The organism is Micromonospora sp. CA-248089 (genome assembly GCF_050948515.1).
Taxonomy (GTDB): Bacteria; Actinomycetota; Actinomycetes; order Mycobacteriales; family Micromonosporaceae; genus Micromonospora.
Genome location: NZ_CP192016.1, coordinates 3,570,082 through 3,595,964 on the forward strand (window position 1 = coordinate 3,570,082; position 25,883 = coordinate 3,595,964).

Below are 25,883 nucleotides of genomic sequence, written 5' to 3' on the forward strand. Positions count from 1 at the left end.
CTACCGGCCCACGTGCTCGGCCACGAACGCGGCCAGCTCGCCGGGCGTCATCGCGCCTACCGCCGCGCCCACGTCCGCGAGCCGCTGGGCGGTGGCCCTGTCGTACGCCGGGTCGGCCTCCTCGTCCAGCGCCGCGAGGGCCAGCACGTGCGTGCCCTGCTCCACGAGCTGCCGCACCGACCGGACCAGCCGCCCGGCGTCGCCGCCCTCGTAGAAGTCGGACACCAGCGCGACGATGGTCCGGCGCGGGTTCTCCACCAGCTGCGCGCCGTACGCGACCGCGCGGGCGATGTCGGTGCCGCCGCCGAGCTGCACCTTCATCAGCAGCTCCACCGGGTCGTCCACGTCGGAGGTCAGGTCGACCACGTCGGTGTCGAAGGCGACCAGATGGGTGCGGACGCCCGGCAGCCCCCACAGGCAGGCGGCGGTCACCGCGGCGTGGATCACCGAGCCGAGCATCGAACCGGACTGGTCCACCAGCAGGATCACCTGCCAGCGGTCCAGGTGGCGGCGGGTACGGGAGAAGAAGTGCGGCTGCCGTACGTGCAGGCGGCGCTCGTCCGGCCGCCAGTGCGCCAGGTTTGCCCGGATGGTGCGCCGGACGTCGAAGTTGCGGGCCTGCCGGAAACGGCTGGGGCGGCGCGCCCGGGGCCCGGAGAACGACTGCCGCACCTCCGCGGCCAGCCGTTCGACGAGCTGCCGCACCACCGCCTCGACAAGTTTCCGGGCCAGCCGCAGCACGTCCGGGTTCATCAGGTGTTTGGTGCGCAGCACCGCGCGCAGCAGCGCCGGATTCGGCTCGACCCGGGCCAGCACCGCCGGGTCGGTGACGACCTCGTGGATGCCGTACCGCTCGACCGCGTCGCGCTCCAGCCGTTGCACCGTCTCCTTCGGGAACAGCCGGGTGATCCCGTCGAGCCAGTCCACAGTGGTCAGCACGGACGGGCCGGACCCGCCGCGCCGCACGTCGCGGCGGCCCAGTTCGGCGTCGCGGCCGTAGAGCCAGTCCAGCGCCGCGTCCCGGCCGGCCGCGTCGGCCGACAGACCGCCCAGGCTGTCCTGTGCGGCGTCGCCGAGCACCAGCCGCCAGCGTTCCCGCATCGGGTCGCTCACGTTCCGTCCCCCTCCCACAGGCCTTCCCGGGTCAGCACCGCGTCGACCCGCTCTTCCACCGCGCGGGCGGCGGCCACCAGCAGCGGGTCGGCGTCCAGCCGCAGCAGGTCACCGGGCGGCGCGTCGCCGCCGCGCAGCGTCTGCACGTGCCGGGCCACCTCGGCCCGTTCCCGGGGCGGGAACCAGCCGAACGCCTGCCGCAACGCCGGCAGCGCCACCAGGAAGTCGTGCGCGCCCATCGAGGCGAGCAGCTCGTCCACCACGGTCAGCAGTGCCGCGTCGCCCGCCACCACCTCCTCCCGGGCCAGTGCGAACAGCCCGCCCAGCCAGTCGCCGAGCATGTCCGGCGCGGCCACCGCCCGGACCGCGCGGGCGACGTCCGGCACGTCCCCCAGCGACCAGGTCAGGCCCAGCGCCGCGCCGCGCAGGTCCGGCGGGGCCGCCGCGTCGGCCGCCACCCGCCCGGCCACTGCCAGCACGCCGTCCCGGTCGAGCCCGAGCGCCGGGCCGGCGTGGCGGACCGCGTCCCGGACCGCGACGAGCACGGTGAGCCGTCCCGGGTCGGCCGGGGCGGCAGCGGCGCGCACGCCCTCGACGAGCCAGAGCGCCCGGCGTACGGCGGCGGTGATCAGCGCGCCCAGCGGGGCCGTCCCGGCGCTGCCGAGCAGCCGGTCGTGCCGCCACAGCGCCAGCGCCACTGCGAGCGCCCGGCCCAGCGCCCGCAGGTCGGTGACCCCGCCGGTGGCGCGGGCGATCGCGGTGAGCGTGCGGGTGGAGTGCTCGGGCAGCCCGGCCAGCGCGGTGTCGAACAGCGTCGTGGCGAGCGCGTCGACGTCTGCGCCGAGCAGCGTCACCCGTTCCTCGATCCGGGCGGTGACGGCGTCGGTGACGGTCGGCCCGTACCCACCGGCCTCGATCACCCGGGCGAGCCGGTCCGCCGACGGCGCGGGCGACCAGCGTTCGGTGAGCAGCGCGTCCGCGCCCACGCGCGGGCCGCTGTCGCGGGTGTGGCCGGGCACGTCGAGCAGCCGCAGCCGGTGCAGCAGGCGGCTGCGGGCCAGGTCGGCGGCGTCGGTCAGGTCCAGCTCGACCGTCTCGTGCGGATCGATCCGGTGCCGTGCCAGCTCGGCGTCGACGTCGTGCACGAGCGGCGGCAGCGGCGTGTCCGGGTGCAGCCGACCGACCCGGTCACCGCTGAGCGCTGCGACCATCTCCACCACCACCGGGTGGGCGCCGGGTGCCAGGGTGCCCCGGGTCGCCCACGGCAGCGGCTGGTCGAGCGCGTCGGTGACCAGCGCGGACACCAGAGCGTCGAGCACGTCGACCCGGCCCGGGTGGGCGTGGCCGCGCAGCCGGGCCAAGCCGCCGGCCATGCTCCGGGCGGCGATCAGGTCGGCGGTGGAGACCGGCTGCCGCCGGGCGCGCAGCCGGGCCGCCACCGCCTCGGTGAGCGCCTCCGCGGCCCGGCGCGGGCCGTCCTCCCAGACCCGCTGGTAGTACGCCGGGGAGGGCATGCCGGACTGGTAGCCGACGAAGGCGTCGAGGCGCCGGAACGAGTACGGCACGAGGTAGCTGCCCGCCACCGCGTCCGGTGCGGGGGCGGGGACCTCCGGCCAGTCGTCGTCCGCTGCGTCGTCGCCGGCGGTGAGCCGGACCAGGGCGGGACGGTGGAAACCGCCGGTCACCACCAGCACCGGCCGGCCGGCGGCCCGGCGCCGGGCGGCGCGTACCCAGCGGGCCATGTACGCCTCCCGGGCGGTGTCGTCATCCCCCGCCGCCGACTCGCCGCGCAGCAGGTCGAAGTACGTGTCGAGGCGCTCGGCCAGCCCGTCGTCCGGACCGATCTCGAACAGGTGGTCCCAGAGCGCGTCCACGTTGTCCACGGCGAGGGTGGCGCACAGCCGGCGGACCGCCTCGGCGTACCGCTCGTCGGCGTCGGCGTACCGGTTGGCGCGGTCGGACAGCGCGGGATGCCACGCGGGCAGGTCGATGAAGCGCAGCTGCGCGCCCACCTCCCGCCCGGCGGTCAGCGCCACCCACTCCGGCGAGTACGCGCAGAAGGGGCTCCAAGAGGCGTGCCGCCGCATGCCGTCGCGGTGCGCGGTGAACACGGCGATCGGCAGCTGGTGGTCGAGCAGCAGCTCGTCCATCCGCCCGTTCAGGTCCGCCGGCCCCTCCACCAGCACGTACGCCGGGCGCAGCCGCGCCACCGTGGCGGCGACCAGCCGGGCGCAGGCCGGGCTGTGGTGCCGGACGCCGAGGAACGTGACGCCGCCGGGCGCCTCGACGGCGCTCACCCGGGCAGCAGGTGCCGGGCGTCGTGCACCGCCCGCCACTGCGCGCCGGAGCGTCGCGACACCTGCTGCTCCAGGTATCGCCGCAGCCGGGCCAGGTCCTCCGCGTCGTCCTTCGCGGCGGTGCCGGCCAGGCAGGCCACCAGGTCGGCGGCGTCGCCGGGCTCACCGCGCAGGAACCAGCCGCGCAGCCCGACCGCGTGCGCCACCGAGACCGCCTCGGCGGTGCTCATCACCGCCGACAGCCGCTCCATCGCGTCGCCGCGTTCGGTGATCCCGGTCCGCAGCTCCCGGAACGTGGTCACCAGCACCTCCAGCAGGTCCCGCCGGGGTGGCGCGGTCACGCCGGAGCGCCGCAGCAGCTCGCCCGCCTCGGCCTCGACCAGCTCCAGCTCGGTGCCGAGGTCGGGAATCGGGAAGACGGTCTCGAAGTTGAACCGCCGCTTCATCGCGGCGCTCATCTCGTTGACGCCCCGGTCCCGGGTGTTCGCGGTGGCGATCACGTTGAAGCCCTCGCGGGCGAACACCATGGCGTCGGCGCCCGGCAGCTCCGGAATGGCGAGGACCCGGTCCGACAGCGGGGACAGCAGGCAGTCCTGCACCTCCAGCGGGCAGCGGGTGATCTCCTCGAAGCGGACCACCCGCCCCTCGGCCATGCCGCGCAGCAGCGGCGCCGGCACCAGCGCACGCGGCGACGGGCCGTCGGCGACCAGCAGCGCGTAGTTCCACGAGTAGCGGATCTGGTCCTCGGTGGTGGCCGCGCCGCCCTGGATGGTGAGCGTGGAGTCGCCGCTGACCGCGGCGGCGAGCAGTTCGGACAGCAACGACTTGGCGGTGCCGGGCTCGCCCACGAGCATCAGGCCGCGGCTGGTCGCCAGCGCCACCAGTGCCCGGTCGATCAGCGACGGGTCGCCGACGAACTTGCGCCGGATCCCGGCCGCCGGGTCACCGAGGATGAACCGGCGCGCGGCGCGCAGGCTCAGCCGCCAGCCCGGCGGGCGTGGGTCGTTGTCGTTCGCGGCCAGCGCGGCCAGCTCGTCGGCGTACCGCACCTCGGCCGGGGGACGCTGGGCCCGCTCGACGGCCGGGTCGAGCGCGGTCACCGGGTCACCTCCGCCAGGTCGCGCAGCACCTCGGAGACGGTGACGTCGTCCAGGTCGCGCAGGCGGACCTTGCCGCCGCGCTGGAACCAGTCGCCGTACGGCACGTCGTTGACCCAGACCGCCTCGATCTTCTGGTCGGGGAACATGTCGACGATTCCGACCGCGATGCCGGGGTCGAGGTCGATCACCACGGCCCGGCCGCCGGGGACCTCGCGCTCCAGCCAGCTCTGGATGCCGGCGTCCTGCGGTGTGCCGCGCCGCCAGCCCCGCCGTTCCAGGCTGAGCAGCCGCCCGGCCGGGACCGTGACGCCCATGTGCCGGTGCAGCAGTTTCTCCGTGCGCTCGGCCTCGTCCAGGTGGAAGACCTCGCGGCCGAGTTGCGGGAACGGCTGGAGGATCTCGTAGTCGGCGAAGACCTCCGCCCAGGCCGGCACCGCCGCGCCGAGGTGCAGCGGGTGCGCGATGGTGACGGTGGCGTCATCAGGCAGCGCGTACGTCTCGTCGTCGACGTCGGCGAGCGTGCGGTCCTCGGCCACCCGGAACGCGGTGCCCACCTGACCGGAGCCGTCCACTGTGGCCCAGACCAGCCGTCGGACGACGTGCCAGAGCAACGGGTGGGACAGGAAGTAGCGGCGGAAGTCCGCGGCCGGCCAGCGCCGCCCGGTCACCATCGCCGTCTCGAAGCGGCGGATCTGGTCGGCGGCGAGCGTACGGACGTCCTTCTTCAGGCCGGCGAAGCGCTTGTGCGCGGCGGGCGCCAGCGTGGCGTCGTCCCGGGCGCCGGGCTTGGGCAGGTCCTTGCGGCGGGCCCCCGCGCCGTCCACCACGTACGGCTTGAGCTGCTCGTCGAAGCCGACGGTGAACCGGCGCGGCCCGTAGTCGAGGACCAGGCTGCCGTCGGCGTCCAGCCCGAGGTCGGGCACCAGCCGGTCACCGAGCTGCTCGGGCGTCAGGCCCAGCCCTTCGGCGACCTCGGTGACCTTGCGCGCCGCCTGCTCCCGCAGGCCCCGGAACTTCACCTTTTGCGAGATGCCGTAGAGGTGCATCAGCGCTACGTCGGTGCCGATCTGCGCCAGCACCTCCAGGCCGGTCACCGCCCGGGTGTGCTGGCTCTCACCCGGCCAGGCCCGGACCAGCGGCGCGAGCCGCCGCGCGGTCGAGTCGTCGCCGAGCAGCCCGAGCCCGGTGAACGCCCAGGCGTCCTTCGACGGCGCGCCGGCGCCCTGCCAGCACTCGAACAGCGCCCAGGCGAACTCCGCCAGCGAGTCGGTGTCACAGGCCGTGCGGACGATCTCCACCCCCGGGTACGGCTCGCCGGGCGGGGAGATGGCGAGCATGGTGCAGAGGTGGCGGACGGCATCGGCGGGCAGCGCGGCCGAGCGGTCCCGCAGCAGCACGTGCGGCAGCACCGCCGGGTCCAGCCACACCGGCAGGCTCGGCATCCGGGCCGGAAGCTGGGCCAGCGGGTCGGCGTCGAGCATCGCCGTGGCGGCGGCGAGCGCCTCCTCGCCGTGCTCGCGGGCCACGCCCAGGAGCACCTCGCGGTGCTCCGCGGCGACCAGGCGCAGCGCCCGCTCGGCGGCCCGGCGGCGCGGGCCGGGCGTGCCCAGGGCCGCCGGCAGCAGCGCCCGCACGGCGTACTCCGGGTGCCGCCGCAGCCAGGACCGGGCGACCGGGCGGGCCGACTTGAGCCGGTCGAGCCAGTCGGCCACCAGGTCGGCCACCTCACCGTCGGCGTACGGCAGCAGCACCTCGCCGACGCTCTTCGGCGCGGTGCGAGCCAGGTGCAGCGCGGTGGGCAGCGCGTCCAACTCGTACCGGCCGACGAGGCGGGACATCCACTCGTCGGCGCCCCAGGACTCGTCGGGCCGCCAGGCCGGCAGCAGCGGCCGGGCCAGTTCCCCGGTCGCCCGGACGAAGAAGTAGATCTGTTCACGCGAGTCGGCCCGCCCGGCGGCGATCTTCGCGGCCAGCACGCTCAGGTCGTTCCCGTTCCAGTAGCCGGACCAGCGGGGCACGACCGCCGCCCACCGTTCCCGCTCGCCCGGCAGCCAGTCCATGGCGGACCCGGCGGGCCGCTCCAGGCCGTCCACCACGGGCGGGGTGGCTCGTGGGCGCCGGACCGACCAGGGCGGCGTCACGAGCACCGGCGGCAGGCGGTCCGGCGCGGCGACCGGCAGCGCGGACGCGTCGTCGCGGATCCGCTCGACCCTTTCCCGCTGCGGCGGGTCCAGCGCCGGCAGCGCGGCCTCGACAGCGGCCGGGTTGGCCAGCACGTGCGCGCGCAGCAGGGTGGCGGCCTCCCGCGCGGCCGGGCTGCGCCCCTCGGCGGCGGCGGACAGCAGGCGCACGCCGCGCACCGGGAAACGGCGCAGCATCTCCGTCACCGCGGGCGGGACGTACCTGCGGTCCAGCCGGTCGAGCAGCGCCGCCATCGGCTCGTCACCGGGCAGGGCCGCCAGCAGTGACACCAGCCGCTGCCGGGCGTCCGCGCCGGCGTGCTCGTGGTCGAACCAGCCGATCAGCACCGGCGCGATCGGTGACCCGACCGCCGCGGTGGCGGTGACGATCGGCGCCAGGTCGTACATCAGCCGGTAGACCGTCTGCTGCCCCTCAAGGGCGTGGACGGCGTCCACGTCGTCGACCGCGCAGAGCAGCAGCTCCGCGAGCAGCGGACCCCCCTCGCGCGCCACGTCGGCCACGTCCCGGGCCACCCACTCCCGCTCGGTCGGCAGCAGGAACGAGGTGGCCGCCCGCACCGGAAGCGGCCCGGACCGGTACGGGGCCAGTGCGGCGTGGGCCGCGGCGTAGTCGCCGTCACCGGCTGCCGCGAGGTGCGCGCGGACCCGGCGCATCACCGACCGGCGCAGTCGCCAGTGACTGTAGCCGTGTGCGTTCGTCGCCTCGGTGCGGCGCAACGGAAACGAGGACGAGTGTCCGGCGGCCGCCACGGTGATCTGCTCGGTCGCGGCGACCGCCGCACCGGCCGGGCCGAGGTCGGCGACCAGCAGGTCGGCGAGGGCATGCCCCTGCTGGTCGCGCACCCGGTAGTCCAGCGCCGTGCCCACCGCCGCCACCAGCGCCGCCCCGCCCAGCGGACCAGGCCGGCCGTCGAGGTAGCCACGCAGCGCCGGGCCCAGCTCCGGATCGAAGGAGAGCCGTGCGGTGGAGGCGAGATGGTCGGCCAGCGAGTCCAGCAGTTTCCGCCCGGCGGCGCGGCTTTTCGCGGCGGACGGCAAGGCCGGGCCGGGTGTGCCGTCCCGGCGCGGGATCAGTATCCGTCGCCAGCCGCCCGGGACCTCGAACGCGTCCTCGTCCGGCAGCTCGCCGGCAGGCGACAGCGCCCCGGCCGGGTCGCTACCGGCCGAACCGGTGCCGGCCGAACCGGTGCCGGCCGCTTCCGGGTCGTGACCCGGCGCAGTCGGCTCGACGGCGGGCGCTCCGGTGTGCCCGGCCGAGGGCGCGACTGTCGTCTCGGCGTACCCCTTGCGCAGTTTCTCCGCGACCAGCCGGTCGGCGTGCGCGGCGGCCTCGGCCGGCGAACCCAGTTCCTTGACCTGGGTGCGGCCCTGCGAGCCGATCGATCCATAGCGGACCGTCACCGTCGTGTCGCTCTGCCCGACCTCCCAGAACTTGGCCGAACCGCCGCCCACGAACTCGAATCTGCGCACACCGTCTCCTTGATCGCCCGCAGTGTGCGGGGACCATAACCGGCGGCACCGACAGCGTGAGAACCGCTCAGGTGATCAGCAGCCCACATCCGCAGGTCGCACGGTTATCCCCGGTCGAGCCCGGGTACCGGGAGCCGCATGGCGGAGTTGGCATCGCTCTGGATCGTCCGGCACGGCGAGAGCACGGCGAACGTCGCGGCCACGGCGGCCGAGACGTCCGGCGCCGAGCTGATCGACCTCACCCACCGGGACGCCGACGTGCCGCTGTCACCGACCGGCGAGGAGCAGGCGCGGGCGACCGGCCGCTGGCTGGCCGAGCTGCCCGGCTCGCGCCGCCCGGAGGTGGCTGTGGTGTCGCCGTACCTGCGGGCGGTCCGGACGGCCGAGCTGGCGCTGGACGGAACCGGGATCCCGATGAGCGTCGACGAGCGGCTGCGCGACCGGGAACTGGGCATCCTCGACGGGCTCACCGGCCACGGCGTACGGCGGCGCTACCCGGACGAGGCCGACCGGCGTACCCGGCTCGGCAAGTTCTACTACCGCCCGCCCGGCGGCGAGTCCTGGACCGACGTGGCGCTGCGGCTGCGGGCGCTGCTCGGCGACCTGCGCCGCGACCACGACGGGGGCCGGGTGCTGCTGTTCGGCCACGACGCGCTGGTCTTCCTGCTGCGCTACCTGGTGGAGGGGCTCACCGAGGCGGAGCTGATGGCGCTGACCCGCGAACACGTGATCGCCAACTGCTCGGTCACCGGCTGGCACGCCGACGACGCGGGACGGCTCACGCCGGAGGTGTTCAACGACGTCACCCACCTGCACCGGCAGGGGGCGACACCCACCAGGGAGGACGAGGTCCATGCCGAGCCGGTCTGACGTGATCACCCCCGCGCTGCTGCGGGACTGGGCGCTGCCGGTGCCCACCGGCGGCAAGGAGGCGCGCGGCACGGTGCTGGTGGTCGGCGGCTCCCGGTTCACCCCCGGCGCGGTGCTGCTCGCCGGGGTGGCCGCGCTGCGGGCCGGGGCCGGCGTGCTCCAGCTCGCCGCCGCCGAGTCGACAGCGCCGTCGCTGAGCATCCAGGTGCCCGAGGCACTCGTGGTCGGCCTGCCGGAGACCGCCGACGGTGCGGTCCGCGGCGACCCGGGAGACCTGCTCCGTGGCCTGGTCGCCGACGCGGACGTGGTGGCGGTCGGGCCCGGCCTGACCGACATCGAGGCCACCGGGGAGCTGCTGCGCCTGGTCCTGGACGCGGCCGGCCGCCAGACCGCGCTAGTGCTCGACGCGTACGCGCTCGGCGCGCTCAGCCACGCGCCGGACCTGCTGGCCGGGTCCGGCCGCAAGGTGGTGCTCACCCCCAACCTGACCGAGGCCCGGCATCTGCTGGGCCGCGACCCGGGCGACGACCTGGACGCCGAGGCGGTCGAACTGGCCGGCCGGTACGACGCCGTCGTGTCGCTGTACGGGCACATCGCGACACCGGACGGCCGGGCCTGGCGCGAGGAGAGCGGGGACGCCGGGCTGGGCACCTCGGGCAGCGGCGACGTACGTGCCGGGCTGCTCGCGGGCCTGCTCTCCCGGGGCGCCGACCCGGCGCAGGCGGCCTGCTGGGCGGCGTTCGCGCACGCGGTGAGCGGGCAGCGGCTGGTCCCCCGGTACGGGCGGATCGGTTTCCTCGCCCGGGAACTGCTCGACGAGATCCCCTACACGATCGCCACTGTCTGACGGTCCACTCTCCCGCCCGGCGGCACGTGTAACACCCCGCAGGGCGGTGGCGCTGGTCCGGGCGAGGCCGGTACTTCGCCGTGCCTCCGCCCGGACCGCAGCCCGCACCAGGGGTGCGGTCCACCCGCACGAACCCCTGGGAGTCTGTGTGAACAACCTCCGTCGCAAGACACTCGCCGCGGCGTCGGCAGTGACGCTCGGCGCCGGGCTCGCCCTCGTCGGCGGCACGGCGCCGGCCGCGGCCGTCGGACCGGAAACCTCTTACATCGTGCTCGCCCCGCAGGGCAACAGCACCGCCAAGGCCGCCGCCCGGGTGGCCGCCGCCGACGGCACCGTGGTGGCCGCGTACGACAAGATCGGCGTACTGGTCGTGCGCTCGACCGCCCCGGACTTCGCCACCCGGGTGGCGGGCGCCGGTGTCGAGTCGGTCGCCTCCACCGGCGGCCTGGGCACCGCCCTGGACGAGGGCGAGACGGTCGAGGTCCCGGCCGCCGCCGTCGCCGCGGCCGCCGGCGACCCGACCGCCGAGCCGCTCTACGGCCAGCAGTGGGACATGGACATGATCCGCGTCCCGCAGGCGCACGCGGTGACCGGCGGCAGCCCGTCGGTAGTGGTGGGTGTGCTGGACAGCGGCATCTCCAGCAGCCACCCGGACCTGGCGACCCAGATCGCCAAGGACAAGAGCGCCTCCTGTGTGGGCGGCGCGCCGGACACCACCGAGGCCTCCTGGAACCCGACCACCAGCGACCACGGCACCCACGTGGCAGGCACCATCGCCGCCGCGGTGAACGGCGTCGGCGTCACCGGTGTGGCGCCGGGCGTGAAGGTCGCCGCCGTCAAGGTCGTCAACGACGACGGCTACATCTTCCCGGAGGCCGCCGTCTGCGGGTTCATGTGGGCCGCCGAGCACGGCATGCAGCTCACCAACAACAGCTACTACATCGACCCGTGGGAGCTGAACTGCCGCAACGACGCGCGTCAGCGCCCGGTGTGGCAGGCCGTGCAGCGGGCCCTGCGCTACTCGCAGTCCCAGGGCGTGCTGCACGTCGCGTCGGCCGGCAACTCGAACTACGACCTGGCCCACAAGATCACCGACACCGGCAGCCCGAACAACGGCACGCCGGAGGAGCGGGAGAACCTCACCAACGCCTGCCTCGACCTGCCGGCCGAGGCGCCGGGCGTGGTGACCGTCGCCGCCGTCGGCCCGACCGGTGACAAGAGCTACTACTCCTCGTACGGCCAGGGCGTCATCGACGTGACCGCGCCGGGTGGCGACACCCGGTTCCGTACCCAGGGCGCCCGCTCGACGTCGACCGACGGCATCCTGTCCACCACCTTCAACACCGCCACCCGCACCAACGGGTGGGGCTACAAGCAGGGCACCTCGATGTCCGGCCCGCACGCCACCGGCGTCGCGGCGCTGGCGCTGTCCGCGCACCCGGGCATGACGCCGGGTCAGCTCTCCTCGTTCCTCGAGCGCACCGCCGTGGCGAAGTCCTGCCCGTCGGGCGTCTACAACCCGGTGCCGCTGATCCCGGCGGGCCCGAACGCGTACGACGCGACCTGCTCCGGCGGGAAGCGCAACGGGTTCTACGGCGCCGGCGTCGTGGACGCGTACAACGCGGTCAAGTAACCCGATCCGCGTGGACCGGGCCCGGCAGCGATTGCCGGGCCCGGTCTGTTTGTCCTGGTCGGGCGCCGGGTAGGGGGCCATTCGTCAGCCGACTTAGGAGGTAACGGTGTCCACCGACGCGATCGTCCTGCTCAAGGAGGACCACAAAGAGATCCGCCGCCTGTTCAAGGCCTTCCAGGAGGCCGAGGAGGGACCGGCGAGCAAGCGCGGGAAGATCGTCGGGCAGATCCTCGAAGCTCTCACGGTGCACACCTACCTGGAGAACGAGGTGATGTACCCGGAGGTCCGCAAGCTGGTGCCCGACGTCGAGGACGACGTCCTGGAGTCGTACGAGGAGCACCACGTCGCGGACGTGCTCTGCTTCGAGCTGTTCACCATGGACGCCGACGACGAACGCTTCAACGCCAAGACGACGGTGCTGATCGAGAACGTGTCGCACCACATCGAGGAGGAGGAGCAGGAGTGGTTCCCGAAGGTCCGCGAGGCGCTCGGCCGTAACCAGCTCCAGGAGATCGGCCAGCGGATGCTCGACCTGCGGCCGAAGGCGCCGAAGACGCCGACCGCCCCGAAGGCGCTGAAGAAGTCGATGGACGCCGTGGTGGCCTGACACCGGCCCCGGAACGCGAGCGGGACCACCCCTTCCCTCGGGGCGGTCCCGCTCGCGTTCGGGGTTCAGTCGCCCGAGCCGGGCTCGGCCATCTTGCGGTGCTGCTCGGCCTTCAGCCGATCCGGGATGATCTTCCCGGCGGCCACCTGGATCTTGTTGACCAGCGAGCCGGCGGCGACCTTGTGCTCCCCCTTCATCAGCGCCTCGAACGCGTCCTCGGCCACCGTGCGGGGGTCGTCCTTGGGCCCCTTGCCGACTCGGGTGTCCTCCATGTCGGCCCGGTCGAAGAACTCGGTGTCGGTCGGGCCCGGCATCAGCGAGGTGACGGTGACACCGCTGTCCTTCAGCTCGTTGCGCACCCCCTCGGCGAAGGACTGCACGAACGACTTCGAGGCGTTGTAGACCGCCTGGTACGCCCCGGGCATGGTGGCGGCGATCGACGAGGTGAACAGCACCCGCCCGGCGCCCCGGCGGATCATGTCCGGCAGCAGCAGCTTGGCCAGGTGCACGGTCGAGCGGACGTTCAGGTCGATCACGGTCAGCTCGTCGTCCAGGTCGGTGCCACCGACGAAGTCCCCGCCCGCGCCGCGCCCGGCGTTGAGCGCCAGCGCGTCGACCGGGCGCCCCAGGCCGGTCACCTCCCCGGCCAGCCGCCGTACGCCCTCGGGCGTGGCCAGGTCCACCCGGACCGGGTACACCTCCGGGCCGCCGTCGCGCCGCAGGTCGCCGGCCGCCCGCTCGATCGCCGCGTCCTCGGCGGCGACCACCACGTCGTACCCGTGCTCGACGAACTGGACCGCCAGCTCGTACCCGATGCCGCTGGACGCGCCGGTCACCACGGCGAGCGGCCGTCCGGTGCTCGGTGTGGTCATGGTCGTGCCTCCTCTCCCCCGGGCCGGGTCGGGGCCGGCCCTCCCCACGGTGTGCCCCGGGACGGGCGGCCCAACCCCGCAGGTCCGGGCCGGGCCGGTAGGATCGGCACAGGCCGTGACTGGCGCGTGGAGATGGAGCACCATCGGGGAGCGGCCTCGTCATGAGGACGCATGCCGAGCGCCTGGGCCTTCCGCACGTCACCTGGAGGTCGCATGTCGCGCAACGCCGAGTCCACCGCCTTCCGCAGCGCGCTGGAGGTCGTCCGCGGCGTCGAGCCGCGGGTCGCCGACGCCATCGCCGCGGAGCTGGCCGACCAGCGCGAGTCGCTCAAGCTCATCGCCAGCGAGAACTACGCCTCCCCGGCGACGCTGCTGGCGATGGGCAACTGGTTCAGCGACAAGTACGCCGAGGGCACCGTCGGACGCCGGTTCTACGCCGGCTGCCAGAACGTCGACACCGTCGAGGCGCTCGCCGCCGAGCACGCCCGGGAACTGTTCGGCGCGTCCCACGCGTACGTGCAGCCGCACTCGGGCATCGACGCCAACCTGGTCGCGTTCTGGGCGATCCTGGCCGACCGGGTCGAGTCGCCCGCGCTGAAGAAGGCGCAGGCCCGGCAGGTCAACGACCTCACCGAGGCCGACTGGTTCGCGCTGCGCCGCGAGCTGGGCAACCAGCGGATGCTCGGCATGTCGCTGGACGCGGGCGGCCACCTCACCCACGGCTTCCGGCCGAACATCTCCGGCAAGATGTTCGACCAGCGCAGCTACGGCACCGACCCGGCCACCGGCCTGATCGACTACGACCGGGTGGCCGAGGCGGCCCGCGAGTTCAAGCCGCTGATCCTGGTCGCCGGCTACTCCGCGTACCCCCGGAAGGTCAACTTCCGGATCATGCGGGAGATCGCCGACTCGGTCGGCGCCACCTTCATGGTCGACATGGCCCACTTCGCCGGGCTGGTCGCCGGCAAGGTCTTCACCGGCGACTTCGACCCGGTGCCGCACGCCCACATCGTCACCACCACCACGCACAAGTCGCTGCGCGGCCCGCGCGGCGGCATGGTGCTCTGCGGGCCGGAGCTGGCCGACCAGGTCGACCGGGGCTGCCCGATGGTGCTCGGCGGGCCGCTGCCGCACGTGATGGCCGCCAAGGCGGTCGCGCTGGCCGAGGCGCGCCGCCCCGACTTCGCCGACTACGCCCAGCGGATCGTCGACAACGCGCAGGCGCTCGCCGACGGGCTGCTGCGCCGGGGCGCGACGCTGGTCACCGGCGGCACCGACAACCACCTGGTGCTCATCGACGTGTCCGGCTACGGCCTGACCGGCCGGCAGGCCGAGCAGGCGCTGCTGGACTCGGGCATCGTGACCAACCGCAACTCGGTGCCGCAGGACCCGAACGGCGCCTGGTACACCTCCGGCATCCGCATCGGCACCCCGGCGCTGACCACCCGGGGCCTCGGCGCCGCCGAGATGGACGCCACCGCCGAGCTGATCCACACCGTGCTCAGCCAGACCACGCCCGGCACCGGCCCGGACGGCGCGCCGTCGAAGGCGAAGTACGTGCTGGACCCGGCGGTCGCCGAGTCCGTCGGCAAGCAGGCCGCCGACCTGCTCACGCCGTTCCCGCTCTACCCGGCGGTCGACCTGGGCTGAGCGCCCGACCGAACACGAAGCGGCGCCCCGGGAGAACGGTCTCCCGGGGCGCCGGCGGTTCACGGGTCAGTTCAGCGGGCGCTTCAGGTGGTAGCGGTGGACCTCGGTGCTGCCCTGCACGTTGTTCACGTCCTCGGCGGCGGACACCAGTTCCCAGCCCTCCCGGCCGACCCGGTTGAGGTGCGCGATCGCGGTGTCGCCGTACGCGGTCACGTCGGTGCGTGACCCGTCCGGGCCGTACCACACGAACGAGACGTGGAAATTGCGACCCTGACCCTGATACCGACGAACGAGCAACGCGTACTCCCAGGCAACCATTCGTCCATTATCAACAGACGAACGGAGTCAGGAAACACGCACTGTGGCGGAACCCTGACACTGTGGCGTCACCTCGGCCGTCATGGTGTCCGTGACCAGCGCGGCCAGCCGGTCCAGGCCGACATCGATCGACTCCGGTGTGACGGCGCTCACCGACAGCCGCAGCGCGTTCACCGGTGTGCCCGCGTCGTAGAAGTGCGCCATCGGGGTCCAGAGCACGCCGTACTCGCGCGCCGAGCGGTGCAGCAGCGCGTCGTCCACCGCGAACGGCACGCTCACCACCACGAAGAACCCGCCCGCCGGGACGGTCCAGGAGACCGGCCCGCCGGCCGGGAAGCGCCGGGTCAGGCCGTCGACCAGGTGGCGCAGGTTACGGGCGTACGCGGCCCGCTCCCGCACGTTCGCGGCCACCAGCGAGCAGTCGTGTGCCAGCAACGCGCCGCCGATCACCGCCTGGCTGACCGGCGACGTGTTCACGGTGACCATGCTCTTGATCTTCGCGAGGTGGTCGGCGAGCGGGACCACGCTGCCGTCCGCCTCCCCCACCCGCTGGTCGGCCACCACGTAGCCGACCCGGGCGCCGGGCAGCACGGTCTTGGCGAACGAGCCGAGGTAGACCACCCGGCGCGCCGTGTCCAGCGCCTTCAGGGTGGGCCGCCGGTCGGTGCCGTCGGCCGGGAACAGGCCGTACGGGTTGTCCTCAATCAGCAGCAGGTCCTCCTCGGCGGCCAGGTCCAGCAGCCGCCGCCGCTGCGCGGTGTCCATGCTGACGCCCGACGGGTTGGCGAAGTCCGGCATCACGTAGCAGGCCCGGGGGCGCAGCCCCTCCGCGCGGGCCCGGCGCACCCCGGCGCGCAGGTCGGCCAGGTCGACGCCGCCGGGACCGCCGGCCACCGGGCGCACCGGCAGGTCGACCAGGCGGGCCGCGCCGGTGAGGCCGACGTACGTGGGCGCGACCGCGAACAGCACGTCGGCCGGGCCGGCCCGCAACGCGCGCAGCACCAGGAACATGGCCTCCTGGCAGCCGACGGTCACCACCACCGACTCCGGGTCGACGGTGAGCCCCTCGTCCACGGCGAGGTGCCGGGCGATCAGGTGGTGCACGACGCCCTTGGTGCGGCCGTACTGCAGCAGCGTCCGGTCCACGCCGGCCCGGTCCAGCCCGACGTCCTCGGCGAGGTAGCGGCGGAAGCGGTCCAGGTGCGTGTGCAGCACCGCCGAGTCGAAGAACGCCTCGTACGGCCGTCCGGCCGCCAGCGACACCGCGTCCGGGTAGTGCTGCGCCACCTCGTTGAGGAAGTTCATCGAGTTCAGCGCCGGGTCGCCGACGCTGCCGTGCAGCGCCGTGACGGCCAGGTCGACCGGTTCCACGTCAGCCTCCGATCCGGGTACGCAGCCGCCGGGCCGAGGCCGGGTCGGAGCAGCCGCTGAGGATGAGCGCGTCGCGCAGTTCCGCCGCGAGCAGCGCCAGTGCCGCCTCGGCGCCGGCCCGGCCACCGGCGGCCAGGGCCCAGAGCAGCGGCCGGCCCAGCAGCACGCCGTCCGCGCCGAGCGCCAGCGCGCGCAGCACGTCGACACCGCCGCGGATGCCGCTGTCCAGCAGCACCGCGCACCGCTGGTCGACCGCCTCGACCACCTCCGGCAGCACGGCCGCGCTGGCCGGGGCGGCGTCGAGTTGCCGTCCGCCGTGGTTGGAGACCACCACGGCGTCGACGCCGGCGTCCGCCGCGCGGACCGCGTCGCGCGGGTCCAGGATGCCCTTGACCAGCAACGGCACCGGGGTACGCGCGCGCAGCCAGTCGAGGTCCGCCCAGCTCAGCGCCGGGGCGAAGACCGCGCCCGTGTGCACCGCCACCGCCGAGACGCCGGGGGTGCCCTGGTGCGCCAGGTCGTCCCGGCCGCCGGGCAGGTTCGCGGCGGTGACGTGCGGCGACAGCGCGAACCCGTTGCGCGCGTCGCGCAGGCGCCGCCCGAGCACCGGCACGTCCACGGTCACCATCACCGCCGCGCAGCCGGCCGCCGACGCCCGGTCGAGCAGGTCGGCCACCAGCGCCCGGTCGCGCAGCCAGTAGAGCTGGAACCACACCGTCGCGCCGGTCGCCGCGATCTCCTCGATCGGGGTGCTCGCCAGCGTGCTGGCCACGTAGGGCACGCCCGCCGCGCGGGCCGCCGCCGCGAGCGCCGGCTCGCCGTCGGGGTGCAGCAGCCGCTGGTACGCCATCGGCGCGACAGCCACCGGCATCGCGGCCCGGCCGCCGGGCAGCGTCGCCTCGGTGGACGGGTCGTCCACACCGGCCAGCATCCGGGGCAGCACCGCCACCCGGTCCAGCGCGGCCCGGTTCGCGGCCAGGGCGGTCTCGGTGCCGCTCCCGCCGTCGACGAAGTCCCACACGTCGGCGGGAAGCACGGCCCGGGCCGGCGCGGCGAAGTCGGCCAGGCTGGCCGGCGGCACGAACCCGTCGGCCGGGTCAGCCATGGTCGGCACCCGTCGCCGCCCGCGCGTGCGCCGGGTCGAGCCCGAACGCGCGGCGCAGGAAGGCGGCGGCGCGCTCCTGGGCCTCCCGTCCGGCGTCGAACACGCCGGGCATGGCGAAGAACCCGTGCACCATCCCCGGGTGGTCGTCCGTCTCGGTGGGCACACCGGCCTCGCGCAGCCGCTCGGCGTACCGCAGTCCCTCGTCGCGCAGCGGATCGTGCCCGGCGGTGATCACCAGCGCCGGGGGCAGGCCGCTCAGGTCCTCGGCGAGCAGCGGTGACGCCAGCGGGTGCGCCGCGTCGCCCGGGTCGGCGAGGTAGTGGCTCCGGTACCAGCCGACCGAGTGCCTGTTGAACAGCAGCGGATCCTCGTCGTCGGCCGGGCGGTGCCCGGGCCGCTGGTCGGTGTTCGGGTAGACCAGCAACTGGGCGGCGAGCCGGGGACCGCCGTCGGCGCGCGCCAGCAGCGTCACCGCGGCGGCCAGGTTCCCGCCCGCGCTGTCGCCGCCCACCGCGAGCCGGTCCGGGTCGACGCGGAACTCGGCGGCGTGCGCGGCGAGGTGCCGCAGCGCGGCGTGGCAGTCCTCCACCGCGGCCGGGAACGGGTGCTCCGGGGCGAGCCGGTAGCCGACCGTCACGGTCTGCGCGCCGGTGAGGTTGACCAGCCGCCGGCAGATCCCGTCGGCGGTGTCGACACTGCCGAGCGTCCAGCCGCCCCCGAAGAAGTAGACGAGCGTGGGCAGCGGGCCGTCGCCGTCCGGCCGGTGGATCCGCACCGGCAGCGGCCCGGCCGGGCCGGGCACCGTCGTGTCGCGTACCTCGGCGACCGGCTCGACCACGCCGGAGCCGGCGCGGATCGCGGCGAGGTCGGCGGCGCGGGCCTCGGCGAGGGTCTGGGTGTAGAGCGGCGCGGTGCCGGCGGCGGCCCGTGCGGCCCGCCACGCGACCACCTGCGGATCGAGTGTCATCCGGCCTCCCCTGTGGTGACGAAGAGTTTGTCGATTCCGCGCAGGAACAGGCTCCCGCTGTACGTGTAGGGCTGGGTTATGGCGAGCCGGGGGAAGCGCGCGAACAGGCGCGGCAGCGCCAGCCGGCCCTCCAGCCGGGACACCGCCGAGCCGAGGCAGAAGTGCAGCCCGACACCGAAGGCGAGCGACGGCGGGCCGTCGCGGTGCGGGTCGAAGCGGTCCGGGTCGGGGAACCGGGCCGGGTCGCGGTTGGCGGCGGCGATCAGCAGCAGCACGTTGTCGTCGCGGCCGATCGGTACGCCGCCGAGGTCGACGCCGGCGGGCGCGGAGCGGGCCAGGAAGTGCACCGGGCTCTCCATCCGCAGCACCTCCTCCACGCAGCCGCGGGCCAGTTCGTCGTCGCCCGGCAGCGCGGCGGTCACGTCCGGGTGGTCCAGCAGCAGCGGCAAGCCGTTGCTGAACATGTAGACGGTGGTGACGAAGCTGGCGTTGAACAGCACGATCAGGTTGCTGATCAACTCCTCCTCGGTGAGGTCGACGCCGCCCGCGTCGAGCACCTCGACCAGGCCGCTGATCAGGTCGTGGCCGGGCGCGCGGCGCCGGTGGGCGATCAGGTCCCGGTAGTAGACGCGCAGTTCGTCGGCGGCCTGGTTGGCCCGGGCCAGCCGCTCCGGCGTCTTGCCGGACACGTCCATGTACTCGTCGATCCAGTCGACCCGCTGCCGGTACCAGGACAGGTCGGCCGCCGGCAGGCCGATGAACTCGGCCATCACCAGCGCCGGGACCGGGTAGGCGAAATCGGCCACGAAGTCCACCTCGTGGCCGTCCGCGCCCGCCTCGGCCAGGTGGTCCAGGCGTTCGGCGACGATCCGCTCGATCACTGGCTCCAGCGCGCCCAGCCGGCGCGGGGTGAACGTCTTGGCGAACACCGCGCGCATCCGGGTGTGGTCCGGCGGGTTCACGAACATCATCGAGGTCAGGAACGTACGCAGGATCTCCTGCTCCTCCCAGCCGGGCGGGAAACCCTTGTACCAGCTGGGATCGCGCAGGATCTGGTCCACCACGTCGTACCCGCCGGCCACCGCGCTGACGGTGCTGTGCTCGGCCCGGGCCGGAACGGCGTTGATCGGCCCGTGCTCGTGCAGGGCCGCGTAGAAGGGATAGGGGTTCTGCCGGCCCTGTTCGCTGTAGAGGCCGGTCAGGATCTCGCTGACGTCCACTGTCTTTTCCTCCCCAGGAAAACGGCGGCGGGGGCGGCGTCGTGTCGACCGCCGCCCCCGCCCGGTGTCACAGTCCGAGCAGCTTCAGTGGTACGGCGTTCGCCATCACCGCAGCGCCCGTGTCGTTCGGGTGGATGTGGTCACCCGAGTCGTACGCCGGCAACAGCCGGCTCGGCTGGGCCGGATCCCGCATCACCGCGTCGAAGTCGACGATGCCGTCGAACTCGGCCCGGCCCGGCCCGCGCAGCCAGGTGTTGACGGCCTGGCGGGTGGCGTCCTTCTCCGGCGTCCACACGCCCGGCCCGCCGTTGCCCTCGTACGGCATGAGCGTGCCCGCGATGCTGGTCAGGCCACGCGCCTGGACCTGCCGGTTGAGCTGGCGCAGCGTGGCGATGATCGCCTCGGGGCTGTCGCCGTTCATCCAGATGTCGTTGATGCCCAGGTGGGTGATGACGGTACGCACCCCGGTCTGCGGGAAGACGTCCTCGTTGAGCCGGGCGAGCGCGTTCGGGCCGAGTTCGTAGTAGCCGGGGAAGTCGCCCGCGCCGGGCTCGGTGCCCTCGTGGTTGAGCCGGTTGCCGGCCAGGCTGAGGTTGAGCACACCCGGCGTACGCGGGTCCGGCCGGGCGTCGATCAGCCGCTTGGCCAGGTAGTCCGGCCAGCGGCGGTCGGCGTTGACGGTGCTGCCATTGCCGTCGCTGATGGAGTCACCCAGCACCACCACGGAGCCGGGCGTGACCTTGCGCTCCACGTCGATGCCGGACAGGAACATCCAGCAGCAGTTGGGCCGGATGGTGAAGCCGGCGCCGTCGGCCGCCGAGGTGAGGTCGGTGGCACCGATGAAGTTGGTGACCCGGGACTGGCCGTGGAACGTGACCGGACCGGTGAGCACCGGGAAGTACAGGGTGACCACCAGGTCCTCCTGCTCGGTCACCGGGAAAGCCACCGGGTCGCTGAGCAGCTCGGCGCCCTTGTTGATGGTGGCCGAGCCGGCGCCGGAGAACGTCAGCTGGCGGACGCTGGCCGGGACGATGTCCGACAGGTCGTCGGGGGTGGCGGTGTTCGGCCGGGCGATGGTGGCGCGGCCCACCTGGATGGCCTGCTGGCCGTAGAGGTTGGTCAGCCGCACCCGCAGGCGCGGCCCGCCGACAGTGGTCTGCACGGTCATCCGGATGCTCTGGTTGTTCAGGCCGGTCTCGGTCAGGCCCACGGTGTTCCCGCGGGTCACCGCCGCGGCCCAGGTTCCGGCCCACTCGGCGCGCGCGTGCCCGGCGCGGTCGGTGTCGGTCGGGCCGGCGCTGGCGGTGACCGCGGGGGTTGCGGCGATCAGCAGCGTTACGGCGGAAGCTATGACGTGCCATCTCTTCGGGGTCGGCATCGATCCTCCATGGTCGGCAGCCCCGGGCGTGACGCGGTCGGCGGCACCGGCCCGGGCGATGGACCGGAAACTAGCTTCCGGCTGTGACGAGCGTCAATCAACCTGATCGACATGATCAAATGCCCGGGGGGCGTGACGCAGCGACGATCGGCTCTGTCCGCCGTGGACCACGGCTGCCTAGGCTCGGGACTGGCGGCGGTGCGGTCGCCGACCCTGGCACCTGCCGTCCTGTCCCGGCCCTGACCTGGCCGGACGCCGCTCGCGGACCATGATGGGGGCTGCCCGATGACCGACCGGCCGAACTACGTGCACGAGGCGCTGGAGCTGTTCGCCGGGTTCGGCGACCGGGAGGCGCTCGTCGGCGGCGGGCGCCGCCTCACCTACCCCCAGGTCGCCGCGCAGGTGCGCGGCCTCGCCGCCGCGTTGCACCACCACGGGGTACGCCCCGGCGCGGCGGTGCTGGTGATGCTCGGCAACACGGTCGAGGGCCCGCTGCTGCAACTGGCCCTGCACCTGCTCGGCTGCCGGAGCATGTGGGTCGCGCCGGTGACCTCGCGGCGGGAGGTCGACGAGTTCGTCGCGCTGTCCGCGCCGGAGGCGTTCGTCCACGACCCGCGCGACGCCCAGGCGGTGGAGGTGGCGGCGGGCCTGTCCGGCGTACCGGTGCTCTGCCTCGGCCCCGGCGGCGCCGGGCCGGACCTGACCGCCGAGGCCGCCGGGCCGGCGGTCCAGCTGCCCGCCGCGGTGCCCGCGCCGGAGTCGTTCCTGCAGACCAGCGGCACCACCGGCACGCCGAAGCTGGTGCACCACCGGGAGAGCTTCTACCGGCAGGTGCTGGCCCTGGCCGCCGACTTCCGGGGCGCCGGTTTCCCGCTGCTGCGGCACCTGTCGCACTCCCCGATGTGGCTCGCGAGCGGCCAGATCACCACGTTGTTCAACCTGTTCACCGGCGGCGTGCTGTTCCTGCGCGAGCAGTGGGACCCGGCGGTGTTCATCGCCACCGTGGACGCCGAGCGGCTCACCTCCACGTTCGTCACCCCGCCGATGCTCTACGAGGTGCTCGACCACCCCGACCTGCCGGGCGCCGACTTCTCCGCGATGTTCATGTTCAACGTGGGCGCCGGGCCCGCCGCGCCGGCCCGGCTGCGCCAGGCCATCGCCCGCTTCGGCCCGTGCCTGCGCATCGTGTACGGGCTCAGCGAGGCGGTCGTCATCTGCGCGCTGCCCGGACTCACCGAGGATCCGGAGCACCCGGAGCGACTGCGCTCCTGCGGCCGCCCGTACGGCGACGTGACTGTCGAGATCCGCGACGCCGACGGCCGGGTGCTGCCCGCCGGCACCGACGGCGAGGTGTGGGTGCGCACCAAGCTGAGCTTCGCCGGCTACCACGGCCAGCCGGAGCTGACCGCCGACACGCTCGTCGACGGCTGGGTCCGCACCCGCGACATCGGGCACCTCGACGCCGACGGCTACCTCTACCTGGTCGACCGGTTACAGGACCGCATCCTCACCCGGCAGCGCAGCTGGCCGATCTACTCCCGCCCGATCGAGGACGTGCTCGCCGGCCACCCCGAGGTACGCGCCGCCGCCGTCATCGGCGTACCGGACCCGGTGGCCGGGGAACTGCCGCACGCGTACGTGGTGCCCGCACCGGACGCGTCCGTGACCGGCGAGGAGCTGATCGCGCTCGTGGTCCGGGAACTGAGCGAGACGTGGGCGCCCGGTGCTGTCGAGTTCGTCGACGCGCTGCCGCTGAACCGGTCCGCGAAGGTGGACAAGCGCGCGTTGCGCGCCCGGTACGCCGCCGCCCACCCGGCCGGCGCCGACCCGATCGGCAGTCCGGCGTGAACCCGCGCCGGGAGTTGTACACCCTGGTCGGCGCCGACCTGCTGTCCAACCTCGGCACGCGGATCTCGGTGGTCGCCATCCCCTGGCTGGTGCTGGAGACCACCGGCAGCCCCACCAAGATGGGACTGGTCGCGGCGGCGGAGACGCTTCCGTACATGCTCTCCAGCGCGCTCGCGACCCCCTGGGCGGACCGGTTCGGGGTACGCCGTACCTCGGTGTTCGTGGACGCGGCGAGCGCGGTCGCGATGGCCGTGGTGGCGCTGGCGCCCTGGCTCGGCTTCGGCACGCTGCTGGTGCTGGTGGCGATCGCCGGCGGGTTGCGCGGCATCGGCGACCGGGTCAAGCACGTGCTGTTCAAACCGGCGGCCGAGCGGGCCGGGGTGCCGCTGATCCGGCTCACCAGCGCCTACGACGGCCTGGCCCGGGGCATGACGCTGTTCGGCGCGGTGCTCGGCGGGCTGCTCATCGACTGGGTGGGGCTGACCCGGGCCATCTGGATCGACGCGGCCACGTTCGCGGTCTGCGCGCTGCTGATCGGCGTGCTGGTCCGGCCGCCGGCGCCGGCGCAGCCCGCGCCCCGGGAGCCCTACCTGCGGGCGCTGCGCGGCGGGTTCGCGTACCTGCGCACCGACCGGACGCTGATGATCATGCTGATCGTGGTGTCGGTGTCGAACATGTTCGCCAACGCCAGCGTCGCGGTCTGGATCCCGCTGTGGGTCAACCAGGTGCTCGGCGACCCGGCCGGGTTCGGTCTGCTGCTCGGCGTGTTCTCGGGCGGCGCGCTGCTGGGCAACGTGCTGTTCACGATGTTCGGCACCCGGCTGCCCGCCGGCACGACGTTCGCGCTGGGGCTGACGCTCAGCGGCGCGCCCCGGCTGCTCGCGCTGGCGCTCAGCGACGACCTGGTCGTGGTGCTCGTGGTGACGTTCCTGTCCGGCATCGGCATCGCGGCGGTGAACCCGCTGCTCGGCGCCACGCTCTACCAGCGGGTGCCGGGCGAGCTGCAGACCCGGGTACTGGGCATCTCCGGCTCGGTGGCGTTCCTCGGCCTGCCCGTCGGCGCGCTGCTCGGCGGGTGGTCGGTGGCACTGCTCGACCTGACCCCGGCACTGCTGGTGATGTCGGTGGTCTGCCTGGTGCTGACCGTGGGGCCGCTGCTGCTGACCCGCGCGTCCCGGCGGGCGGCGGCGGAACCGGCCACGCCCACGCCGGTCTGAGCCCGCCCGGTCCGGGCCACCGTCTCGGGGGTCGGCGGTAGGGTCGGCCCATGGCGACCTGGGACGACGTGCGGCGCATCGCGCTGGCGCTGCCGGAGACCACCGAGCGCGGCTCGTACGACGACCTGCCCGCCTGGCGGGTGCGCGACAAGATGTTCGTCTGGGACCGGCCGCTGCGCCGCAGCGACCTCGAGGCGCTCGGCGACGCCGCACCCGACGGCCCGATCCTCGGCGTCCGGGTGCCCGACCTGGGCGCCAAGGAGGCGCTGCTCGCCGACGACCCGGCGGTCTACTTCACCACGCCGCACCTCGACGGATACCCGGCCGTGCTGGTCCGGCTCGACCGGATCGACGTGGACGAGCTGACCGAGCTGGTCACCGAGGCGTGGCACACCCGCGCCCCGAAGCGGCTCGCCGCCGCACACCGGGCGGAGGGCGCGTGACCGGCCCGGTGGACGCGATCGTGTTCGACATGGACGGCACGCTCGTCGAGTCGCACGCGGTGGTGCCGGCGGCGTACCGGGCGGCGGTGCGCGCCGGCGGCGGGCCGTCGTACACCGACGCCGAGGTCATCGCCGGCTACTCGATCGGCTCCCCGATCGACCTGCTGACCCACCTGCTGCGGCGGCCCGCCTCCGGCGCTGATCTGGACCGCTACCACACCGAGCTGGATGCGCTCGCCGGGCAGGTGCGCGTCTACCCCGGCGTCGCGGACGCGCTCGCCCGGATCGCCGCCCGGGTGCCGGTGGGCGTGTTCACCGGCGCGAGCCACCGGGCCGCCGAGATCCTGCTCGACCGGGCGGGACTGCTCGGTCACTTCGAGGTCGTCCTCGGTGGAGACCAGGTCGAGCGCCCCAAGCCGGCGCCCGACGGCGTGGACGCGGCCTGCCGGCGGCTCGCCGTGCCGCCCGACCGTGCCGCGTACGTGGGTGACTCGCCACTGGACGTACGCGCCGCGCGGCGCAGCGGCGCGGTCGCGGTGGCAGCCGCGTGGGGTCACCAGTACGACCCCGACGAGCCGGCCGACCTCAGCCTGACCCGGCCCGCGGAACTGCTGGCCCTGCTGCCCTGAGCCCTCTTTTCCCGCGCCGGGCGCTCGGCTAGCCTGCCGTGCATGCCATCGACGTTGACCGAGGCAACCGACCCGTGGTGCCTGCGGCCGGGAGAGGCCGCCGACCTGCTGCGCGGGCACCCGTGGCGCCGGTTCGTGGTGCTGGGTGACAGCGTCGCGGAAGGGCTGTGCGAGCCGGCCGACGGCTACCCCGACCTCCAGTGGGCCGACCGGATCGCCGCCGAGCTGCGCGCGATACGCCCGGAACTGGCCTACCGGAACCTGGGCCGGCGCGGACTGCGCGCGCACGAGGTCCGGGCCACCCAGCTCGCCGACGCGCTGGCCTTCGAACCGGACCTGGCCCTCGTGGTGTGCGGCGGCAACGACGCGTTCCGGTCCGCCTACGACGCCGAAGCGGTCGACGCCGAGCTGACCGCCATGATCACCGCGCTGCGGGAGGCCGGGGCGGACGTGATCACCGTGGGCATGTTCGACGTGTCGCACAGCCCGGCGGTGCCGGAGACGTTGCGCGCGGCGCTCGGCGAGCGGATGCGCCTGCTGTCCCGGCACACCCGGGGCGTGGCCGAACGGCTGGGCACGCTGCACGTCCACCTGACCGACCATCCGCTGGTGGCCGACCCGTCGCTGTACAGCAGCGACGGCCGGCACGGCAGCGCCCGCAGCGACGCGATAGCCACAGCCGAAACCCTGAGGGTCCTCTCCACCCACCTCCCCCACCCCTGACCGC

General features: G+C 74.3%; 21 protein-coding genes and 1 riboswitch. Of the genes, 10 read left to right on the top strand and 11 right to left on the bottom strand.

Annotated features, from left to right (window positions below; genetic code table 11):
- Genes ACQP26_RS17020 through ACQP26_RS17035 form a run of 4 tightly spaced genes read right to left on the bottom strand, consistent with a single transcriptional unit; the run spans position 1 to position 8,181 of the window.
- A complete protein-coding gene (locus tag ACQP26_RS17020; protein WP_433493343.1) occupies positions 1-1,113 on the bottom strand; it encodes a VWA domain-containing protein in 1,113 nt (370 codons plus the stop codon).
- Positions 1,110-3,410: a DUF5682 family protein gene (locus tag ACQP26_RS17025; protein ID WP_281577678.1), complete on the bottom strand. Its 2,301-nt coding sequence runs from the start codon at positions 3,408-3,410 to the stop codon at positions 1,110-1,112. Before ACQP26_RS17025 ends, ACQP26_RS17020 begins: the two co-directional genes overlap by 4 nt.
- Positions 3,407-4,510, bottom strand: a complete 1,104-nt coding sequence (locus tag ACQP26_RS17030) for an ATP-binding protein (RefSeq protein WP_281577677.1) — start codon at positions 4,508-4,510, stop codon at positions 3,407-3,409. The genes ACQP26_RS17025 and ACQP26_RS17030 overlap by 4 nt, the downstream gene beginning before the upstream one ends.
- A complete protein-coding gene (locus ACQP26_RS17035; RefSeq protein ID WP_433493344.1) occupies positions 4,507-8,181 on the bottom strand; it encodes a DUF4132 domain-containing protein in 3,675 nt (1,224 codons plus the stop codon). The genes ACQP26_RS17030 and ACQP26_RS17035 overlap by 4 nt, the downstream gene beginning before the upstream one ends.
- Before the next feature lie 138 nt (positions 8,182-8,319).
- Here ACQP26_RS17035 and ACQP26_RS17040 point away from each other — a divergent pair, with 138 nt between their 5' ends.
- The 4 genes from ACQP26_RS17040 (at position 8,320) to ACQP26_RS17055 (ending at position 12,138) form a co-directional block, all read left to right on the top strand.
- A complete protein-coding gene (locus ACQP26_RS17040; RefSeq protein ID WP_433493345.1) occupies positions 8,320-9,051 on the top strand; it encodes a histidine phosphatase family protein in 732 nt (243 codons plus the stop codon).
- On the top strand, positions 9,035-9,898 hold the full coding sequence (locus tag ACQP26_RS17045; RefSeq protein ID WP_269705737.1) for an NAD(P)H-hydrate dehydratase: 864 nt from the start codon (positions 9,035-9,037) through the stop codon (positions 9,896-9,898). Before ACQP26_RS17040 ends, ACQP26_RS17045 begins: the two co-directional genes overlap by 17 nt.
- Positions 9,899-10,046: 148 nt before the next feature.
- Positions 10,047-11,531 carry a S8 family peptidase gene (locus tag ACQP26_RS17050; RefSeq protein WP_433493346.1) on the top strand — a complete coding sequence of 495 codons (1,485 nt, stop codon included), beginning with the start codon at positions 10,047-10,049 and terminating at the stop codon, positions 11,529-11,531.
- Positions 11,532-11,637: 106 nt separating this feature from the next.
- Positions 11,638-12,138, top strand: a complete 501-nt coding sequence (locus ACQP26_RS17055) for a hemerythrin domain-containing protein (RefSeq protein WP_269705735.1) — start codon at positions 11,638-11,640, stop codon at positions 12,136-12,138.
- A gap of 65 nt (positions 12,139-12,203) precedes the next feature.
- On the opposite strand, the gene ACQP26_RS17060 is transcribed toward ACQP26_RS17055, so the two are convergent.
- A complete protein-coding gene (locus ACQP26_RS17060; protein ID WP_269705734.1) occupies positions 12,204-13,010 on the bottom strand; it encodes an SDR family NAD(P)-dependent oxidoreductase in 807 nt (268 codons plus the stop codon).
- Between the two features lie 105 nt (positions 13,011-13,115).
- Positions 13,116-13,205: riboswitch (ZMP/ZTP riboswitch) on the top strand.
- A gap of 18 nt (positions 13,206-13,223) precedes the next feature.
- Between ACQP26_RS17060 and ACQP26_RS17065 the strand changes: the two genes are divergently transcribed.
- Positions 13,224-14,660 carry a glycine hydroxymethyltransferase gene (locus ACQP26_RS17065; RefSeq protein ID WP_116506178.1) on the top strand — a complete coding sequence of 479 codons (1,437 nt, stop codon included), beginning with the start codon at positions 13,224-13,226 and terminating at the stop codon, positions 14,658-14,660.
- 66 nt (positions 14,661-14,726) lie between these two features.
- On the opposite strand, the gene ACQP26_RS17070 is transcribed toward ACQP26_RS17065, so the two are convergent.
- The 6 genes from ACQP26_RS17070 to ACQP26_RS17095 all read right to left on the bottom strand — a co-directional run bounded on the left by ACQP26_RS17070 (position 14,727) and on the right by ACQP26_RS17095 (position 21,019).
- Positions 14,727-14,978 (bottom strand): hypothetical protein, encoded by a 252-nt coding sequence (locus tag ACQP26_RS17070; protein WP_269705733.1) that lies wholly within the window; start codon positions 14,976-14,978, stop codon positions 14,727-14,729.
- A gap of 27 nt (positions 14,979-15,005) precedes the next feature.
- Entirely contained in the window at positions 15,006-16,349 is a 1,344-nt protein-coding gene (locus tag ACQP26_RS17075) for a PLP-dependent aminotransferase family protein (protein WP_433493347.1), read from the bottom strand.
- Position 16,350: 1 nt separating this feature from the next.
- Positions 16,351-17,454 (bottom strand): alpha-hydroxy acid oxidase, encoded by a 1,104-nt coding sequence (locus tag ACQP26_RS17080; protein ID WP_433493348.1) that lies wholly within the window; start codon positions 17,452-17,454, stop codon positions 16,351-16,353.
- On the bottom strand, positions 17,447-18,421 hold the full coding sequence (locus tag ACQP26_RS17085) for an alpha/beta hydrolase (RefSeq protein ID WP_433493349.1): 975 nt from the start codon (positions 18,419-18,421) through the stop codon (positions 17,447-17,449). Before ACQP26_RS17085 ends, ACQP26_RS17080 begins: the two co-directional genes overlap by 8 nt.
- Positions 18,418-19,641 (bottom strand): cytochrome P450, encoded by a 1,224-nt coding sequence (locus ACQP26_RS17090; RefSeq protein WP_281577670.1) that lies wholly within the window; start codon positions 19,639-19,641, stop codon positions 18,418-18,420. Before ACQP26_RS17090 ends, ACQP26_RS17085 begins: the two co-directional genes overlap by 4 nt.
- A 67-nt stretch (positions 19,642-19,708) precedes the next feature.
- Positions 19,709-21,019, bottom strand: a complete 1,311-nt coding sequence (locus ACQP26_RS17095; RefSeq protein WP_433493350.1) for an SGNH/GDSL hydrolase family protein — start codon at positions 21,017-21,019, stop codon at positions 19,709-19,711.
- 285 nt (positions 21,020-21,304) lie between these two features.
- Here ACQP26_RS17095 and ACQP26_RS17100 point away from each other — a divergent pair, with 285 nt between their 5' ends.
- Genes ACQP26_RS17100 through ACQP26_RS17120 form a run of 5 tightly spaced genes read left to right on the top strand, consistent with a single transcriptional unit; the run spans position 21,305 to position 25,879 of the window.
- Positions 21,305-22,867: a class I adenylate-forming enzyme family protein gene (locus ACQP26_RS17100; protein ID WP_281577669.1), complete on the top strand. Its 1,563-nt coding sequence runs from the start codon at positions 21,305-21,307 to the stop codon at positions 22,865-22,867.
- Complete coding sequence (locus tag ACQP26_RS17105; protein ID WP_433493351.1) at positions 22,864-24,084, top strand: MFS transporter; 1,221 nt, start codon at positions 22,864-22,866, stop codon at positions 24,082-24,084. The genes ACQP26_RS17100 and ACQP26_RS17105 overlap by 4 nt, the downstream gene beginning before the upstream one ends.
- Positions 24,085-24,134: 50 nt before the next feature.
- Positions 24,135-24,527 (top strand): MmcQ/YjbR family DNA-binding protein, encoded by a 393-nt coding sequence (locus tag ACQP26_RS17110; RefSeq protein ID WP_433493352.1) that lies wholly within the window; start codon positions 24,135-24,137, stop codon positions 24,525-24,527.
- Positions 24,524-25,156 (top strand): HAD family hydrolase, encoded by a 633-nt coding sequence (locus tag ACQP26_RS17115; RefSeq protein ID WP_433493353.1) that lies wholly within the window; start codon positions 24,524-24,526, stop codon positions 25,154-25,156. The genes ACQP26_RS17110 and ACQP26_RS17115 overlap by 4 nt, the downstream gene beginning before the upstream one ends.
- Positions 25,157-25,198: 42 nt before the next feature.
- Complete coding sequence (locus ACQP26_RS17120; protein ID WP_433493354.1) at positions 25,199-25,879, top strand: SGNH/GDSL hydrolase family protein; 681 nt, start codon at positions 25,199-25,201, stop codon at positions 25,877-25,879.
- The last annotated feature ends 4 nt before the right edge of the window (positions 25,880-25,883 follow it).

What these genes read in the sequence shown, in the direction of transcription:
- ACQP26_RS17040 (WP_433493345.1), top strand. Translation starts at nt 8,320, where the DNA reads ATGGCGGAGTTGGCATCGCTCTGGATCGTCCGGCACGGCGAGAGCACG.
- ACQP26_RS17045 (WP_269705737.1), top strand. Translation starts at nt 9,035, where the DNA reads ATGCCGAGCCGGTCTGACGTGATCACCCCCGCGCTGCTGCGGGACTGG.
- ACQP26_RS17060 (WP_269705734.1), bottom strand. Translation starts at nt 13,010, where the DNA reads ATGACCACACCGAGCACCGGACGGCCGCTCGCCGTGGTGACCGGCGCG.
- ACQP26_RS17065 (WP_116506178.1), top strand. Translation starts at nt 13,224, where the DNA reads ATGTCGCGCAACGCCGAGTCCACCGCCTTCCGCAGCGCGCTGGAGGTC.
- ACQP26_RS17070 (WP_269705733.1), bottom strand. Translation starts at nt 14,978, where the DNA reads ATGGTTGCCTGGGAGTACGCGTTGCTCGTTCGTCGGTATCAGGGTCAG.
- ACQP26_RS17080 (WP_433493348.1), bottom strand. Translation starts at nt 17,454, where the DNA reads ATGGCTGACCCGGCCGACGGGTTCGTGCCGCCGGCCAGCCTGGCCGAC.
- ACQP26_RS17085 (WP_433493349.1), bottom strand. Translation starts at nt 18,421, where the DNA reads ATGACACTCGATCCGCAGGTGGTCGCGTGGCGGGCCGCACGGGCCGCC.
- ACQP26_RS17095 (WP_433493350.1), bottom strand. Translation starts at nt 21,019, where the DNA reads ATGCCGACCCCGAAGAGATGGCACGTCATAGCTTCCGCCGTAACGCTG.
- ACQP26_RS17100 (WP_281577669.1), top strand. Translation starts at nt 21,305, where the DNA reads ATGACCGACCGGCCGAACTACGTGCACGAGGCGCTGGAGCTGTTCGCC.
- ACQP26_RS17110 (WP_433493352.1), top strand. Translation starts at nt 24,135, where the DNA reads ATGGCGACCTGGGACGACGTGCGGCGCATCGCGCTGGCGCTGCCGGAG.
- ACQP26_RS17120 (WP_433493354.1), top strand. Translation starts at nt 25,199, where the DNA reads ATGCCATCGACGTTGACCGAGGCAACCGACCCGTGGTGCCTGCGGCCG.